This window comes from Brevibacillus agri, from assembly GCF_004117055.1.
Taxonomy (GTDB): domain Bacteria; phylum Bacillota; class Bacilli; order Brevibacillales; family Brevibacillaceae; genus Brevibacillus; species Brevibacillus agri.
The window spans coordinates 3434298-3449953 of sequence record NZ_CP026363.1 but is presented as its reverse complement, the minus strand read 5'-3'; the positions used below and the strand labels follow the sequence as shown (position 1 = coordinate 3449953).

Annotated in this window: 22 protein-coding genes and 1 tRNA gene; 22 read left to right on the top strand and 1 reads right to left on the bottom strand. The window is 53.7% G+C overall.

What is annotated here, in order from left to right; all coding sequences use genetic code 11:
* Window positions 1-34 precede the first annotated feature (34 nt).
* The 7 genes from BA6348_RS16885 (at window position 35) to BA6348_RS16855 (ending at window position 5183) form a co-directional block, all read left to right on the top strand.
* Window positions 35-670: a YphA family membrane protein gene (locus BA6348_RS16885; protein ID WP_007785463.1), complete on the top strand. Its 636-nt coding sequence runs from the start codon at window positions 35-37 to the stop codon at window positions 668-670.
* A gap of 6 nt (window positions 671-676) precedes the next feature.
* Window positions 677-1582, top strand: coding sequence for a YIEGIA family protein (locus BA6348_RS16880; RefSeq protein ID WP_007785462.1), 906 nt, complete (start codon window positions 677-679; stop codon window positions 1580-1582).
* Window positions 1583-1585: 3 nt separating this feature from the next.
* A complete protein-coding gene (locus tag BA6348_RS16875; RefSeq protein WP_005831338.1) occupies window positions 1586-1768 on the top strand; it encodes a capping complex subunit for YIEGIA in 183 nt (60 codons plus the stop codon).
* Window positions 1769-1821: 53 nt separating this feature from the next.
* A complete protein-coding gene (gene der / locus BA6348_RS16870; RefSeq protein ID WP_122953164.1) occupies window positions 1822-3135 on the top strand; it encodes a ribosome biogenesis GTPase Der in 1314 nt (437 codons plus the stop codon).
* 15 nt (window positions 3136-3150) lie between these two features.
* Window positions 3151-3753 (top strand): glycerol-3-phosphate 1-O-acyltransferase PlsY, encoded by a 603-nt coding sequence (gene plsY, locus BA6348_RS16865; protein ID WP_005831334.1) that lies wholly within the window; start codon window positions 3151-3153, stop codon window positions 3751-3753.
* A 48-nt stretch (window positions 3754-3801) separates the two neighbouring features.
* Window positions 3802-4839, top strand: a complete 1038-nt coding sequence (locus BA6348_RS16860; RefSeq protein ID WP_007785459.1) for an NAD(P)H-dependent glycerol-3-phosphate dehydrogenase — start codon at window positions 3802-3804, stop codon at window positions 4837-4839.
* 74 nt (window positions 4840-4913) lie between these two features.
* Window positions 4914-5183 (top strand): stage VI sporulation protein F, encoded by a 270-nt coding sequence (locus BA6348_RS16855; protein ID WP_005831329.1) that lies wholly within the window; start codon window positions 4914-4916, stop codon window positions 5181-5183.
* 120 nt (window positions 5184-5303) lie between these two features.
* Here BA6348_RS16855 and BA6348_RS16850 read toward each other — a convergent pair whose 3' ends face one another.
* Complete coding sequence (locus BA6348_RS16850; protein ID WP_007785455.1) at window positions 5304-5834, bottom strand: hypothetical protein; 531 nt, start codon at window positions 5832-5834, stop codon at window positions 5304-5306.
* Window positions 5835-5963: 129 nt separating this feature from the next.
* Between BA6348_RS16850 and BA6348_RS16845 the strand changes: the two genes are divergently transcribed.
* The 15 genes from BA6348_RS16845 (at window position 5964) to BA6348_RS16775 (ending at window position 15655) form a co-directional block, all read left to right on the top strand.
* Window positions 5964-6152, top strand: coding sequence for a DUF2768 family protein (locus tag BA6348_RS16845; RefSeq protein ID WP_005831325.1), 189 nt, complete (start codon window positions 5964-5966; stop codon window positions 6150-6152).
* A 12-nt stretch (window positions 6153-6164) separates the two neighbouring features.
* Window positions 6165-6461: a 2Fe-2S iron-sulfur cluster-binding protein gene (locus BA6348_RS16840; protein ID WP_007785453.1), complete on the top strand. Its 297-nt coding sequence runs from the start codon at window positions 6165-6167 to the stop codon at window positions 6459-6461.
* A 14-nt stretch (window positions 6462-6475) separates the two neighbouring features.
* On the top strand, window positions 6476-6817 hold the full coding sequence (locus BA6348_RS16835; protein WP_005831321.1) for a 2Fe-2S iron-sulfur cluster-binding protein: 342 nt from the start codon (window positions 6476-6478) through the stop codon (window positions 6815-6817).
* 20 nt (window positions 6818-6837) lie between these two features.
* The gene (locus BA6348_RS16830) at window positions 6838-7566 is read left to right on the top strand and encodes a hypothetical protein (protein ID WP_005831319.1); all 729 of its coding nucleotides are present in this window, start codon (window positions 6838-6840) and stop codon (window positions 7564-7566) included.
* 180 nt (window positions 7567-7746) lie between these two features.
* The gene (spoIVA, locus tag BA6348_RS16825; protein WP_005831318.1) at window positions 7747-9225 is read left to right on the top strand and encodes a stage IV sporulation protein A; all 1479 of its coding nucleotides are present in this window, start codon (window positions 7747-7749) and stop codon (window positions 9223-9225) included.
* A gap of 237 nt (window positions 9226-9462) precedes the next feature.
* The gene (locus BA6348_RS16820; RefSeq protein WP_005831316.1) at window positions 9463-9735 is read left to right on the top strand and encodes an HU family DNA-binding protein; all 273 of its coding nucleotides are present in this window, start codon (window positions 9463-9465) and stop codon (window positions 9733-9735) included.
* A gap of 312 nt (window positions 9736-10047) precedes the next feature.
* Window positions 10048-10611 carry a GTP cyclohydrolase I FolE gene (folE, locus tag BA6348_RS16815; RefSeq protein WP_005831313.1) on the top strand — a complete coding sequence of 188 codons (564 nt, stop codon included), beginning with the start codon at window positions 10048-10050 and terminating at the stop codon, window positions 10609-10611.
* Window positions 10612-10708: 97 nt separating this feature from the next.
* Window positions 10709-10785: transfer RNA gene (locus tag BA6348_RS16810), tRNA-Pro, on the top strand.
* A 136-nt stretch (window positions 10786-10921) separates the two neighbouring features.
* Window positions 10922-11599: a lytic transglycosylase domain-containing protein gene (locus tag BA6348_RS16805; RefSeq protein ID WP_005831311.1), complete on the top strand. Its 678-nt coding sequence runs from the start codon at window positions 10922-10924 to the stop codon at window positions 11597-11599.
* Window positions 11600-11635: 36 nt separating this feature from the next.
* On the top strand, window positions 11636-11860 hold the full coding sequence (gene mtrB, locus BA6348_RS16800) for a trp RNA-binding attenuation protein MtrB (protein WP_005831309.1): 225 nt from the start codon (window positions 11636-11638) through the stop codon (window positions 11858-11860).
* Window positions 11861-11932: 72 nt separating this feature from the next.
* The gene (locus BA6348_RS16795; protein ID WP_005831307.1) at window positions 11933-12448 is read left to right on the top strand and encodes a hypothetical protein; all 516 of its coding nucleotides are present in this window, start codon (window positions 11933-11935) and stop codon (window positions 12446-12448) included.
* Between the two features lie 115 nt (window positions 12449-12563).
* Entirely contained in the window at window positions 12564-13400 is an 837-nt protein-coding gene (locus BA6348_RS16790) for a heptaprenyl diphosphate synthase component 1 (protein WP_005831305.1), read from the top strand.
* Window positions 13401-13404: 4 nt separating this feature from the next.
* Window positions 13405-14124 carry a demethylmenaquinone methyltransferase gene (locus BA6348_RS16785; protein WP_005831303.1) on the top strand — a complete coding sequence of 240 codons (720 nt, stop codon included), beginning with the start codon at window positions 13405-13407 and terminating at the stop codon, window positions 14122-14124.
* A 68-nt stretch (window positions 14125-14192) separates the two neighbouring features.
* On the top strand, window positions 14193-15062 hold the full coding sequence (locus BA6348_RS16780) for a UbiA-like polyprenyltransferase (protein WP_005831302.1): 870 nt from the start codon (window positions 14193-14195) through the stop codon (window positions 15060-15062).
* Entirely contained in the window at window positions 15059-15655 is a 597-nt protein-coding gene (locus BA6348_RS16775) for a UbiX family flavin prenyltransferase (protein WP_005831300.1), read from the top strand. Before BA6348_RS16780 ends, BA6348_RS16775 begins: the two co-directional genes overlap by 4 nt.
* Window position 15656: the final 1 nt, after the last annotated feature.

Here is a 15656-nt window from a genome sequence, read left to right as displayed (position 1 = left end):
TTGGGGAGACAACCATCATTTTGAGGAGATGAACATGAACGAGGGAACCATTGCGATCCTCATCCAGTGGTCTTTGCTTTGTCTTGTCTGGATGGGGAGCTTTGACTCGCAACTGCGGGAAATGGGCATGGAGAGAAGGCGCGTGCTCGCCGTTCTTTGTGCGTTTCTGATTTGCTCCTTTGTCAGTTGGACATTGTTTTTCGCCCCGATTCAGGTAAGTCTCAGCGGAACGTTGCTGCCCTTTTTCGCAAGCGCGATCTTTTATGCACGGCTCCCCAAAGCAGGCCGAAGACTGTATGTGCTCGGCGCGACGGGGGTTGCCGTCATGGTTTTCTGGCTGCGCTGGCTGTTTTTTTCCGACCCGATCCTGTTGATTTGGGACGAGCGGGTGATCGTGCCGGGAATTAGCGTCGCGATCACGCTTGCGACGAGCAGGCTTATGGCCGTCCGGCTGTTTCTGCTCATGCTGGCGCTGCCGCTGGCGGATGCGCTCTACGCGCTCTATTTTTGGCGGGCGTCCGGAGCGTGCAGCCTGGGAACGGATTACGCGCAAGACCTGTTGTGGAGCGGCATTTCGTTGCTGGGGCTTATCAGTATGCTCTGGACTGCCATTCGTCGGCTTTTCGGACGGAGGGAGGCAGAGCCTTCCCATTCCGATACTGGTAGGTGATCGCGCTTGTTTAAAGAGTTGTTGGCCAATGAGTTTGTCGTTCCGTTGACGATCGGGTTCGTCTTCGGGATCATGTGCCGAATCCATCTGCTGCGGACGGATTATCGCCAATATCCGACGTATCCGCACGGAAAAATCATTCATGTGTCGCTCGGGGTGATCGCCTCGGCCCTGGGCGCTTTGGCTGTGCCGGCACTGTTGAAGGAAAACTATACGGCCGTGACGTTTTTGACCGTGGCCGCCCAGCAGTTCCGCGACGTGCGCAACATGGAGCGGACGACCTTGACGGAGATTGACAAGCTAGAGCTGGTACCGCGCGGCGGTCCGTACATCGAAGGGATCGCCATGGTGTTCGAAGGGCGCAACTACATGGTCATTTTCACCTCCCTCGTCGCCGCGACAGCGACCATTTTGTTCAACTGGTGGGGCGGCATCATCGCGGGGGTGATCGCCCTTGTCATTTCGCGCAAGTTGCGCTCCGGGAAGACGCTGTCGCTGATCGCAGACACGAGTCCGGCAGAGGTGAGAGTGGACGGAAAAGACTTGTACGTAGGCGACATTTACATCATGAACGTCGGTCTGGAAGACGCGCAAAAGGTCATCCGCGAGCACGGAGTCGGCTTTATTTTGACCCCGAAGGATGCCAACGCCAAAGTGACGATCGCCCATCCCGGCCAGCGCCAGGCGATTTTGCATGATGTAGCGACCCAACTCGGCGTGTACACCGATACAGGGGAGCCTTCCTTGACGCCACTGGTAAAACGCGACCTGCAATCCGGCAGGCTCGGCGTCTTCCTTTTGCCGCAGGAAAAGGATGCCGAGCGGGGCAAAGCCGTCATTGATGCGGTGCCGATTTTAGAGAGCGTCTTCCGGATGCCGCAGAAGACGAAATTAGTCAAAAAGGAGCTGTAGATCATGACCGGGACGATTTTGGCCGTGATTACCGTGAACAGGGAAGGCATCGCGGGCGGCGCGCCGATTTTCATCGAGCCGACACATGAGAAGATGCAGCAGACGGCTTTCACGCTGGAAAAGATTTTGGACGCCATGGTGCACGAGGTAAGCCCTGATACCCTTATCGTTGTTCGCCACAAGTAGTGTATGGTATGATTAGCTAGTCAAAACGTAAATGAGAGAGAGTGTTGTTGATTATGGGATTACCTGTGGTAGCCATTGTGGGGAGACCCAACGTGGGCAAGTCCACGATTTTTAACAGACTGGTCGGCGAGCGCATCGCGATCGTGGAGGATATGCCGGGAGTAACCCGTGACCGCCTGTACGGAAAAGGAGAATGGCTGACCCATACCTTCCACGTGATTGATACGGGCGGGATTGAGTTTGGCGAGACCGATGAAATTCTCACGCAAATGCGTTACCAGGCGGAGCTGGCGATTGATGAGGCTAACGTCATCATCATGATCGCCGACAGCCGGACAGGCGTGACAGACGCTGACGTGGAGCTGGCCCGGATGCTGAACCGCACCGGAAAGCCAGTCGTGCTCGCAGTAAACAAAGCGGACAACCCGGACATGCGTGCCGATATTTACGACTTTTATTCGCTTGGCTTGGGTGAACCGTTCCCGATCTCAGGCAGCCATGGCCTTGGCCTGGGAGACATGCTGGAGGAAGTGGTTCGGCATTTTCCTGCCGAAGGCGACGAGGAGCGGAAAGAGGACGTCATTCGCGTGTCCATTATCGGCCGTCCGAACGTCGGGAAGTCGTCCTTGACGAATGCGCTGCTCGGCGAAGAGCGCGTCATTGTGAGCGACGTCGCGGGCACAACGCGGGATGCGATCGACACGCCGTTTGAGCGGGATGGACAGAGCTACGTTCTCGTCGATACCGCCGGGATGCGCAAGCGCGGGAAAGTGTACGAGACGACGGAAAAATACAGCGTCATGCGCGCGATGCGTTCCATCGAGGACAGCGATGTCGTTCTCGTCGTCATCAACGGGGAAGAAGGCATCATCGAGCAAGACAAAAAAATTGCCGGCTATGCACACGAGGCAGGCCGCGGCGTAATTATTATCGTCAACAAGTGGGATGCCGTTGAAAAAGACGACAAGACGATGCGGCGCTTCACAGAGCTGATTCGCGAGGAGTTCAAATATCTGGACTACGCGCCGATTCTGTACGTCTCGGCGAAGTCGAAGCAGCGCGTTCACACGATCCTGCCGAAAGTCAACGAGGTCGCGCAAGCACACGCCATGCGCATTCCGACCTCCGTCCTCAACGATATCGTAACGGATGCGACGATTCGCACACCGCCGCCGTCTGACAGAGGAAAGCGACTGAAAATCAACTACGCGACACAAGCGACAGTCAAGCCTCCCACGTTCATTTTGTTCGTGAACGATCCGGAGCTTATGCATTTCTCCTATGAGCGTTATATAGAGAACAAGATCCGTGAAGCGTTTGTCTTTGAAGGTACGCCTGTTCGCATATGGACGCGGAAAAAAACGTAGGGAGAGGAAACCGCCATGGTGTTAGTAGCCTGGGTGCTCAGCTATTTGATCGGTTCAATTAGCTTCAGCTATCTGATCGCCAAAAAAGTTGCAGGAATTGACATTCGCTCACATGGCAGCGGGAACGCAGGGGCGACCAATACGCTTCGCGTGCTGGGAAAAGGTCCGGGTATCGCCGTGCTGATTCTTGATGCATTAAAAGGATTGGCGGCGATGGGAATAACACACCTCATGACAGGTGATCCCGCTGCCTATGCAGTGGCGGGCCTGTTTGTCATCGCAGGGCACAACTGGCCGATCTACTTTGGCTTTCGCGGGGGAAAGGGCATTGCGACCACGCTCGGCGTGGTGCTAGGCTTCTCTCCCCTGGCCTTTTTGATTGCAGCGGTACTGGCTGTGCTGGTCATTGCGATTACCCGATACGTCTCGCTCGGATCGCTTGTGCTGGTTACGGCTATTCCTGTTTCCCTTTATCTGTTGGACAAACCGATTTCCTTTTTTTGGACAAGTTTGGTAATCGCTGTGTTTGCGTATGTTCGCCATTATAATAATATCCGCAATCTTCTCGCAGGAAACGAACGGAAATTGGGAGATAAGTCCAATCGCAAGCTGGGATAGGTCTGAATCGTTCTTACGAAAAAGACTGGAATGATGGAGGGGGATCTATTGAGAAAAGAGGTTACAGTAGTCGGTGCGGGTAGCTGGGGAACGGCGCTCGCTTCCGTTCTGGCGGAAAACGGCCATCAGGTTACGCTGTGGGTACGCGATCCCAAGCTGGCAGATGAAGTGAACAGCAAGCATACGAACGCCAAATATTTGCCTGAGGCCAAGCTGGCCGAGAGCATTGTCGCCACGACGGATATCCAGGCGGCCGTTTCCGACAAACCGATCGTGCTGCTGGCCGTTCCGTCGCACGCGATGCGGCAAATTTGCAGGCAGTTGGCTCCGTTTTTACATAAGGATGTGCTTTTGATCCATGCGACCAAAGGCTTTGAGCTGGAAAGCCTGAAGCGAATGTCAGAGGTCATCATGGAAGAAATCCCGCCCGAAATTTCCGGCAAGCTCGCTGTCCTGTCCGGACCGAGCCACGCGGAAGAAGTAGTCCGCAGGCAGCCGACGACAGTGGTGGTTGCGTCAGAAGCGGAGGAGAGCATGCTCCGCGCGCAGGACCTGTTGATGAACGCCAATTTTCGCGTCTACACCAACCATGATCTGATCGGGGCGGAAATTGCCGGCGCGCTGAAAAACATCATTGCGCTCGGAGCGGGCATGTCAGACGGCCTCGGATTTGGCGACAACGCGAAAGCGGCGCTTTTGACCCGCGGACTTGCGGAAATCAGCCGCCTCGGCATCAAACTGGGCGCCTTGCCGCTTACGTTCTCGGGGCTTGCGGGCGTCGGCGACCTGATCGTGACGTGCACCAGCCGCCATAGCCGCAACTGGCGGGCAGGCTTCATGCTGGGCCAAGGCAAAAAGCTCGACGACGCTCTGGAGCAGATGGGGATGGTCGTCGAGGGCGTGCGCACGACTCACGCGGCACACGCCCTGGCACAGCGCGAACAGGTCGAGATGCCGATTACGTCGGTGCTGTACGGCATTTTGTTCGAAGGAAAAGAGCCGCGCCAAGGGGTAGAAGAGCTGATGGGCCGAGGGAAGACGTTCGAGATGGGCTACCTGAACCCGGACGGAAGCATAGAAGCATAGGCGAAACTTTTCACACATGTAGGCTCCTGCACATACGATAGGGTGAAAGCCCAGGTGCAGGAGGAGATCAAAGGATGAACAACAATCTTTCCAAGCGTTTTTTGGAGCGTTTGCAAGGAAAAGCTGCAGAAAAGGTCGACGAGGGGAAACTGCGTTCCCTTGCCAGCCAGGTAAAGCGCAGCGACTTCGAGGATGAGGCAAAGCTGCGGCAAATCCTCCAGACGCTCGCGACCATGAGCGGGAAAAAGCTCAACGCCGAAAAGGAAGACAAGATCATCGAGATGTTCCGCAACAAAGAAATCAATTTGAATGACATGTCTTCCTTGTCCAAGCTGCTCAAATGAGAGAAATGGGCGATTATGCCCGTTACCTGCTGTCAAAAGCATCATACAGTAAAACTAGGAACAATCATGGCTCTACAGGGACATGGCTGACCTACAGATACCAAGAAAAAAAGAGGGATCTCATCCCTCTTTTTTTCGTTGCTTGCTCGTGCCGCTCACCGTTTGCGTCAGCAGGTTTTGCACCAAGGGCGATTGCAAGAGGCCCAGGATTTGCCCGATGTCGATGTTGCCCAGCGGATTGCCTCCGCCGCTTCCTGCCGCTGCACTGGATTCCTGTGGAGCCTCTTCTGCGCGGACCGCTTCCCTGCCTTTTGCGCTCTCCTTCGCTGCGCCGGCATTGCCTTTTCGTCTGGTCGAGACGGGCTTTTCTGCGGCCGCTTCAGGTTCGGCTGTGCGCTTGCCCAGGTTCTCGATGATCTCCATTGCTCCGTACAGCGTATCCATCGTTTCCTCTACCTGGCGAATCGTGCTGCTGATCCCTTTGATGTTGCTGCGCATTTTGGACACAGACGATCGCAGGTCGACGGCGGGAATGATTTTTTTCGGGCTGATGGCCAATGATACGTCGGCCGCTTGGTCGCTCAGTTTTCTGCTCGGTATGGGAGCGTACGGGTTCCGCCACTTGCGTCCATTTACTTTGCTGTTCAACATTCATCCCTCCCATGGGCGAATTCATCAGAATAGTCTATGCGAACGTCCAGATGGAGGTTCACAACGTCAGACGAGAGCTGGGAAGTATGGTATAATGAAGCAAAAAATGCAAAGGATGCTGCAAGAAAGATGTATATTGATCCTATGACCAAGATGAACATTTCGCTGCTGGCGATTGGGCTGATGTTCGTCTGCAATTTGCTGATGATCTTTGCCAGAAAAATGACAAATGCGCTTGTCAGGTTTCTCGTGAAGACTTGCGCTTTCTTGTTACTGATCGCAGTGTTTGTCATGATTTTGATCGTGATTTTTGTCTAAGGAGGAGAAAGGATGTCGCAGTTGACGCTGATTACGCGTGCAGGAACCCACGAACTGCCGGTGGAGCTGAACGAAACGGTGGTCGCGATGGCCAAAAAGCACAAGGTGACGTGGGGACATGCCTGCCAGAGAGGCGTATGCGCCCAATGCCGCACGCTGGTTGTGGAGGGAGCTTCGTTCCTCAACGAGATCACCAGCGAAGAAAAACTGCGCCTGCGCAAAGCCGAGCGGGCAGAAGGATTCAGACTCGGCTGCCAAATCAGGATCGTCGGGCAAGGAGATGTGAAGCTTGCCCATCGACCGTATTAAAAAGGAGTGACGACATGGGGAAGGTAACTTTTCTTCCCAGTAACAAAAGCGTGAAGGCCAGGGCAGGACAGACGCTTGTCAGCGTGGCTGGCAATGCCCGGATCGTGATCCCGCAAAGGTGCGGCGGCCACGCATCCTGTCTGATGTGCCGCGTCGTCGTGGAGAGCGGCGAGCTGGTGGCTCCGACCGCGCTGGAGCTGCGAAAAATGCCGGAGCAGGACTTGCGGCAGGGGATACGCCTGGCCTGTCAGGCGAAGACGACGCACGGCGACTGTACGGTCCGCATACCGGAGAGCCGCTTGAAATCGGTCGTGGCTGCCGCGCTGGAGCGGCAACGCATGGAAAATGAAGAATGAGGGTTTGAGGTGTACATAAGATGTGGCAATCATGGCGTAAAACCTTCAAGCTGACGATGAGCTTGAGCATCCTTTCCGTTCTGCTGTCCGGATGTTTGTATCCGGAAGAGCGAAAGGCGGAAAACCAGGTACCCAGCGCGTTTTTTCTCGAAGCGGCGCAAAAAGGAATCGAACAATTCCAAAAAGATACGTCTGTGCTGCCGATCGTGACGAAGCCGCTGGATACTCCCATTTTTGAGAAATACGAGATTGATTTTCGCAAAATGATTCCGAAATACATCCCGGATGTTCCCGGAAACGCTTTTGAAAAGGGCGGGATTTACAAATACGTCCTGATTGACGTGGAGACGAAGCCGACTGTCAAGCTGATCCATCTGGGGGCCGTCAGCACGGTTGCCGACGTGCAAAGCGCGGTGGACCGCTACCGCGGCTACTTCAACAAGCTGCCTGTTCAGGCCGATCTGGGCAATGGCTACTACTCGATCGACCATGCCGAAATCGGCGTGAAAACATGGCAGGTGCCGTCCACCATGGGCAATTATTTGCTGCCGCTGGTCATGAACGCAGACGGGCAGGTCGGGATCGACTACGCGGCAGATATCGCGACGATGCTGCGCGAAAACAAAGCGACTGTCACGCCCAATACAGACCCGAGATACGTCCTCGCGCGCGCCTCGATGTTTGTGCCGGCCAAATCGTTCCCGTACGAGCTGGTAGACGGCGAGCCGAGGCTGCTCAAAATCAAATAGCGGACACAAAAAACAACTCTTGCCGGAGTTGTTTTTTTGTTCTAGTTGGTCCAGCCGCACATATACTTGTACTGTCCACGAAACTAGTACGAGATTCCCTACGAAAATACTGACGGTCAGGGATAATTCGGAAAATCGGTCATAGTGTAAAAATAGACAAATAGAAGGAGGTCATCGATGGTGGAACGAGTCGACATCTTTAAAGACATTGCCGAACGGACGGGCGGAGACATCTACCTCGGGGTAGTGGGCCCTGTTCGTACGGGAAAGTCGACCTTTATTAAACGGTTTATGGAGCAGGTCGTCATCCCGAATATCCAGTCAGAAGCAGAGCGGATTCGCGCTACAGATGAACTGCCGCAGAGCGCTTCCGGCCGAACAATTATGACGACAGAGCCTAAATTTGTTCCGAACCAGGCCGTAAACGTACATGTAACAGAAGGACTCAGCATTAACGTCCGCCTCGTTGACTGCGTTGGCTATACGGTTCAGGGGGCAAAAGGCTTCGAGGATGATAACGGTCCCCGGATGGTGAACACTCCGTGGTATGAGGAGCCGGTTCCTTTCGAGGAAGCAGCAGAAGTCGGAACGCGCAAAGTCATCCAGGAGCACTCGACCATCGGGATCGTCGTCACGACAGATGGCAGCATCGCGGAAATCCCGCGTGTAGGATACATCGACGCGGAGGAACGGGTCGTCAATGAGCTGAAGGAAGTGGGCAAACCGTTTGTCATCGTGGTCAACTCGACGCGCCCGCGCTCGGACGAAGCGCAAAACTTGCGCGTGCAGCTTCAGGAAAAGTACGACGTGCCCGTCGTGGCCTTGTCCGTCGACCACATGACGGAGCAGGAAATTCTCCTCCTGATGCGAGAAGTGCTGTTCGAGTTCCCTGTGCACGAAGTAAACGTCAATCTGCCTAGCTGGGTCATGGTGCTGGAAAACGGTCACTGGCTCCGTCAGAACTATGAAGAAGCCGTACGTGAAACCGTGCAGGATATTCGCCGGTTGCGCGACGTGGACCGCGTCGTCGGTTTCTTCAATGACTATGACTTCGTGGAGCGGGCGTCTCTGGCAGGCATGCATATGGGCCAAGGGATCGCCGAAATCGACCTGTTCGCGCCGGATGAACTGTATGATCGCATCCTGATGGAGATCGTCGGTGTCGAGATCAACGGCAAAGATCATTTGCTGAAAATCATGCAGGAGTTCGCCCACGCCAAGCGCGAGTACGATCAGGTAGCGGAAGCCTTGCATATGGTGCGCAGTACGGGCTACGGAATCGCTGCTCCGTCGCTGCATGAGATGACCTTGGACGAACCTGAGCTGATTCGCCAGGGACCGCGCTTCGGGGTCAGGCTGAAAGCGACCGCGCCGTCGATCCACATGATCCGCGTGGACGTCGAATCCGAGTTTGCGCCGATTATCGGAACCGAGAAGCAGAGCGAAGAGCTCGTCCGCTACTTGATGCAGGACTTCGACAAAGACCCGCTGTCGATCTGGAATTCGGACATTTTCGGCCGTTCGCTGCACTCCATCGTGAGAGAGGGCATCCAGGCGAAGATCACCATGATGCCGGACAATGCCCGCTACAAACTGCAGGAAACATTGGGCCGAATCATCAACGAAGGCTCTGGCGGTCTGATTGCGATCATACTTTAAGGACTAGGTAAATAGACCTAGACAATTGATTCTAAAAGGGGGCACCCGGTGTGACGGGATGCCTTTTTTTCTTGTATTTCGTTCAATTTCGACAGGAGGGGCTTGAATTTAAGAAATCGGTGTATTACTATAAGCTTGTCAGATCGGTAAATACCACCAATCGTGTATAAAACGCTTCGTTTCGGTTAAGAAAAATAATAGCTAGGACTTGGTGTTCTTTGAGGGGAGGTGAATAAAATGAACAAAACAGAATTGATTGCAAAAGTGGCGGAAACCACTGAACTCACCAAGAAAGATGCAACAAAAGCAGTTGACGCTGTTCTCGATGCAATTGCTGATGCATTGAAAACTGGTGATAAAGTCCAACTGATCGGCTTTGGTAACTTCGAAGTTCGTGAGCGCGCGGCTCGTAAAGGTCGTAACCCACAAACAGGTGAAGAGATCGAAATCGCTTCCAGCAAAGTACCTGCGTTTAAACCAGGTAAACAACTCAAAGACTCCATCAAGTAGTTGTTTCTTTTGAGAACGAAGCACTTACATAAAAAAATCCACATTGATTGCAATGTGGATTTTTTTTAACGTCTGGGGATGACCCGACGCGATCACCTCCCGGGAGCAGGCTTCAATCAAAATGTTTATCGGCGCTTGAGCCCCATACATACAGTTGTCTTGTCAGATGTTTTTGTTTTTTTGAAGCGGGTATGGTAAGATTGGCTTGGCTTGTTTGTGCGCACGGAAGCATGACAATCGGATCAGGATAAGGCCAGCCAGAGAAGCTGTCGCTTCTAGGGAAAGAGGCCGCTATGTAGGAGGTACGAATGTATGAACGTTGATTTGGATAAAATTCAACAGGCTGTCCGCATGATTCTGGAGGCGGTAGGCGATAATCCCGACCGGGAAGGGCTGCTGGATACTCCCAAGCGCGTTGCGAAAATGTATGCCGAAGTATTCGAGGGCATGCACATAAACGAAGAGCAGTACTTCGAGACGGTGTTTAGCGAAGATCACGAAGAAATGGTTCTGGTCAAGGACATCCCGTTCTACTCGATGTGCGAACACCATCTGGTTCCGTTTTTCGGCAAGGCGCATGTCGCCTACGTTCCGCGCGGCGGGCGTGTCGTAGGCTTGAGCAAGCTGGCGCGCGCGGTCGACACCGTGGCGAAGCGTCCGCAGCTTCAGGAGCGAATTACGACAACGATTGCCGACTCCATCGTTCGCAAGCTCGATCCGCACGGCGTGATCGTCGTGGTGGAGGCAGAGCACATGTGCATGACGATGCGCGGCGTGAAGAAGCCTGGCTCGAAAACCGTCACCTCTGCGGTGCGCGGCATGTTTGAAAAAGACGCAGCCGCTCGTGCGGAAGTGTTCAGCCTCATCCGTTCCTAGCGTCCCGCTGGTATGCAGTCAACGCGTGCGAAGATGAAAATTACGGCATTTTCTATTGACACTGTAGGTAAAATATTGTAAAGTACAGATGTACAGTCGGGATGTGGCGCAGCCCGGTAGCGCGCACCCTTGGGGTGGGTGAGGTCCAGGGTTCGAATCCCTGCATTCCGACCATCTGAATAAAAAGCGAGGAAGCCTCTGAACAGGCTTCTTTTTTTGTTCTTGACAGTTGCCATTTTTGCTATTGGCTTCCTGATCTTTCTTTTTTATAATAGAGGGGAGACAAGCAAGGGAAGGGTTGTTCCATGCCATGAAGGTGCCTGTATCGCTTCAGCCGTATTTACAATCAATGCCGCAATCTTATTTGACCGATCAAGCAGCTTCTTCCCCCTACGGAGAGCAGGATCTCTTTTCTGATATCTTGCAGACGCAGTTGGCGTCAGGCCAGCGCGTCATTTCCTCGCAAGAGATTTTGGCCAAGCTCGACGGCAGCAAGGAGTGGAAGCTGGCCGCAGACTACGAGGCAGAGTTGAATACGACGGCGGCAAAAGGAGCAACGGTTGCTCCCGGAGCTATTTTGGAGAAAATCGAACGGACCGCCAAAGCGCTCGGCGTCGACCCTGACCTCGTCAGGGAAGTCGTGAGGGCAGAGTCCAACTTCAACCCGAACGTCGTTTCCAAAGCGGGGGCAAAAGGCTTGATGCAGCTTATGGACAAGACTGCACAGGCGATGCGCGTCCGCAATGCATACGACCCGGACGAAAACTTGGCGGGTGGAACCAAATACTTGAAATCGCTTCTCGACCGCTATAATGGAAACGTCAAAGTGGCGCTGGCAGCGTACAATGCAGGCCCGGGTCGCGTAGGCCGACTGGGCATCGACAGCGATGAGGAGCTGGAGGCGAAGTACAATCAGTTGCCTCAGGAAACACAGCGTTATGTAGCAAAAATCATGAGCCGTTTGCAGCCCGACGGGACATCATACTAGACAAGGCGCATCACGCACTGGTCAGGAGGAAACAACTTGTCACAGCCATTTAACCAGGACTATTTTGTAGTCAAAGCAAAAGAAAACGGCGTGCATGTCATCGGCCTTACACGCGGCTCCGACACCCGTTTTCATCATACGGAAAAGCTCGACAAGGGCGAAGTGATGATCTTCCAATTCACAGAGCATACTTCTGCCATCAAGGTTCGAGGAAAAGCGGTGATTTACTCGCAGCACGGTGTCATCGATACGACGGAATAACGAGTTCCATTTTGCGAAAGCAGGCATAGCCTGCTTTTTTTATTTGTACAATGGTGGAGAGGAGGGATGTCTATGCCGCGCCAACTGCTCGTGGCAATTGTCGTTTCCACTTTTTTGGCCTTGATGCTGTCGCTTGTTCCGAGCGCCGGGTGGCAGCGGACGGATGTTCCAACCTTCCAGCCGTCACACCCGATTCAACTGAGCGAGCGAAATGTCCTCGATTTGTTTACATTGATGACGCCACACTATAAAATGAAGCGTATAAAATGGGAAAACCCGTCAGTTTATGTCGATTTCGTGATCAAACCGGGGGAAAAGGTGAATGTCAGTCATGTGTATCACGATTTTTACCAGTTGACATACGAGCTGTTGACGCTCACGGATAATGTCGGGCAGGTCTATTTCCGCTTGCTGGAGGAAAGCGACCAGCCGAAAGAGTCGAAACTACTGATTGCCATTCAAACGACGGGAGCCAGTTCGCTGGCGCATCCCAAACCGATCGCGGAGCTGGAAGACGTCGATTCCTTTGTCAAAAACACATTTCCCGTGCGAATCGAGCCGTATTTTTACGAGAGAATTAGTCCCTGATGGAAGAAGTATGGTATGATAGTAAGGACGGCCTTTTGACCGGATGGTAAAGGTAGACGGAAGTGTACGGAACAGGCAGACATCTTTAGGTTGCGCAGCTTGTGGAGGAGGACGCATGAGCAAAGAACATACCCCATATGTAGAAGAGGTTCGGTCGATCATCGAGCAGATCTACAAGCGAACCACCCATTCCTATGTAGAGTATTACGTGGACGTTCCTTCCATGGCGGAAAATCGCCTGGAACTCTTGTATCTGTTTTTGCGGGAACAAGGCATGACGAAGGAACGGGCATCCATTTTCTGCACGGCGACGGGACTTGTTCAGTTGGGACTGGACATGCACGAACATGTCAAAAATCAGTACGAAGATTCATTGAGCGCAGAACGAAATCGGCAGTTGACGGTGCTCGCCGGCGATTATTACAGCAGCCGCTACTACCACCTGCTGTCTGAAACAGGCGAGATCGAAGCGATCCAGGTGTTGTCCGGAGCCGTTCAGCGCGTGAATGAAGCGAAAATGAAGCTGTACGTGGCAGGTCGCGATTCCAGAAGCTTGTCAGACGAAGAGTACTGGGAGCTGCGCAATGCCATTGATACAGGCTTGTATGTAGCGATTGTCGAGAAGTATGCCGATTCGGACGATCGCCGCCGTTTCTGGGTGAACCTGATGAAAGAAACGGCCAAGGTAGAGAGTGTCATTGGAGAATGGGAGCAAATCAAGTGGCAAGAACAAGTTCCTTTTGGTTTTGCTCGTTTTTTGCTGCAAAAACCAGGCGCTACGCTTGCCCAGGTGTTGTCAGGCGTCGAGATGAAAGCCATGGAAATGCTCAGCTTGTGCGAGCAAATGGTGCGCACGCTGCACCCTGCCGAAACGCGCAACGTGCTCGCTTCCATAACGGCTCGCTACTCCCATCGAGTGAATCGCCTGAAACGAGTTATTGAGGAGATGTAGCCTAGTGGACCAGACACAAATGAAAGAGAAGGCAAAGTACGTTCACTCCGTATTTGAGAGCATTGCAAGCGACTACGACAAAATGAACAACGTCATCAGCTTTGGCAGCCATCTGGCCTGGCGCAATTACACCATGAAGCAGATGAACATCAAGCCAGGGGACAGCGCGCTTGATGTCGCCTGCGGAACGGCGGACTGGACGATTGCGCTGGCAAAGGCCGTGGGCAAAGACGGGCGGGTTGTCGGGCTGGACTTCAGCCAAAACATGCTGGATGTCGGAGCGTACAAGGTAGCGAACGCCGGGGTCGGCAATACCGTCAAGCTGGTGAATGCCGACGCGATGAATCTGCCTTACGAGGATAATACATTTGATTTTGCCACCATCGGCTTCGCCTTGCGCAACGTACCGGATGTGCAGCAGGTGCTAAATGAGATGGCCCGCGTCGTGAAGCCGGGAGGAAAAGTCGTTTCCCTGGAAGTGTCCAAGCCTCCATTCATTCCGTATCGCAAGCTATTTTACTTATACTTCTATAAAATTTTGCCGTTGATTGCGAAAATGACCGTGAACAAGTATGAGGAATACGCTTGGCTCCCGCACTCCCTGACGAATTTCCCGGACAGCCGCGAGCTGGCGGGGATGTTTCAGCAGGCTGGTCTGGCCCCGGTCCAGGTCAAGCTGTTTATGGGTGGGGTATCCGCTCTGCATATCGGCACAAAGCCGTAGCCTCAGCGTCTGGCCCCGGCGTGAGCGGGCATGGGCGGTATTTTTTCAGTAGATAGGAAGTGTCATAGATGGGTCTACGTAAATTGAAAATCATCTTGGAAATGATAAAATTCGAGCATTCCCTGTTTGCTCTGCCCTTTGCTTTTATGGGCGCAGTTTTGGGAAGTATTGTAATTGAGAAGGCATGGCCGACCTGGCTGGAAATTTTTTGGGTGACCGTTGCGATGGTAGGGGCGCGCAGCGCAGCCATGTCGCTGAATCGACTCATCGACCGCGTCATTGACGCCAAAAACCCGCGAACGGCAACACGCGCGATTCCGGCAGGGCTGATCTCCGTTTTGGAAGTCATCCTGTTTATCGTCGTTTCGTTCATTGTGTTGTTCATCGCTGCTTTCCAGTTGAACGATCTGGCCGTCAAGCTGCTGCCTCTTGCTGTTTTCGTACTGGTGCTGTATTCCTACACCAAACGCTTTACATGGCTCTGCCATTTTGTATTGGGAGTAGCAATCGGGTTCGGACCGCTGGGAGGCTGGGTAGCCACGACAGGCCAGGTAGACGCGATCGGCTTACTCCTGTTTGCGTCCGTGCTGTTCTGGACGGCGGGCTTCGATATTATTTACGCGTGCCAGGATGCCGATTTTGACCGCAAAGAAGGGCTGTTCTCGATGCCGAGCCGCTTTGGCATTGCGAATGCGCTGCTCGTGGCGAGACTGTGCCACATCCTTACCTTTGTCGGCTTGATGTCGCTGTACGTCGTAGCGGACTTGTCGATCTGGTTCCTGCTCGGCGTGCTCATCTCCGGGGCGATCCTGATTTACGAGCATACGCTGGTGAAGCCGACCGACCTGTCCAAAGTCGACGTGGCGTTTTTCAACATGAACGGAATTTTGAGCGTCGTCATGTTCGTGTTTACTATGATTGATCTGGTGATTGCATGAACAGGCAAAAGTGGGTAGTGGGGATTACAGGAGCAAGCGGCGCGATTTACGGCGTCCGCGTCGTCACCGAGCTTTTGCGCGCCGGGCATATCGTCCATCTGATGATTACCGAGGCAGGCTGGCAAGTTTTTCACGATGAGCTGGACTGGCATGCAGATGATCGGGAAGGGCTATTGCGGGAGAAGCTCCAGCAGGATTTCCCCGGAGAGCTGCATTATTGGGGCCTGCGCGACTTCAATTGCCCTGCTGCGAGCGGTTCGTATCGCTGCGACGGCATGATCGTCGTTCCGTGCTCGATGGGCACCGTATCAGGCATCGCCCATGGCGCCTCCGGCAATTTGCTGGAGCGCGTCGCCGATGTGATGATTAAGGAAGGCAGGCGGCTGGTCATCGTCCCCCGGGAGACGCCGCTCAATGCGATCCACCTGGAAAACATGCTCACGCTGAGCAGGCTGGGCGTGCGGATTTTGCCGGCGATGCCCGGCTATTACCAAAAGCCGCAAACGATGGATGACCTGATTAACTTTGTCGTTGGGAAAGCTTTGGATGCACTGGATGTACCACACTCGCTGTTTCGGCGTTGGGGGGAGTAGA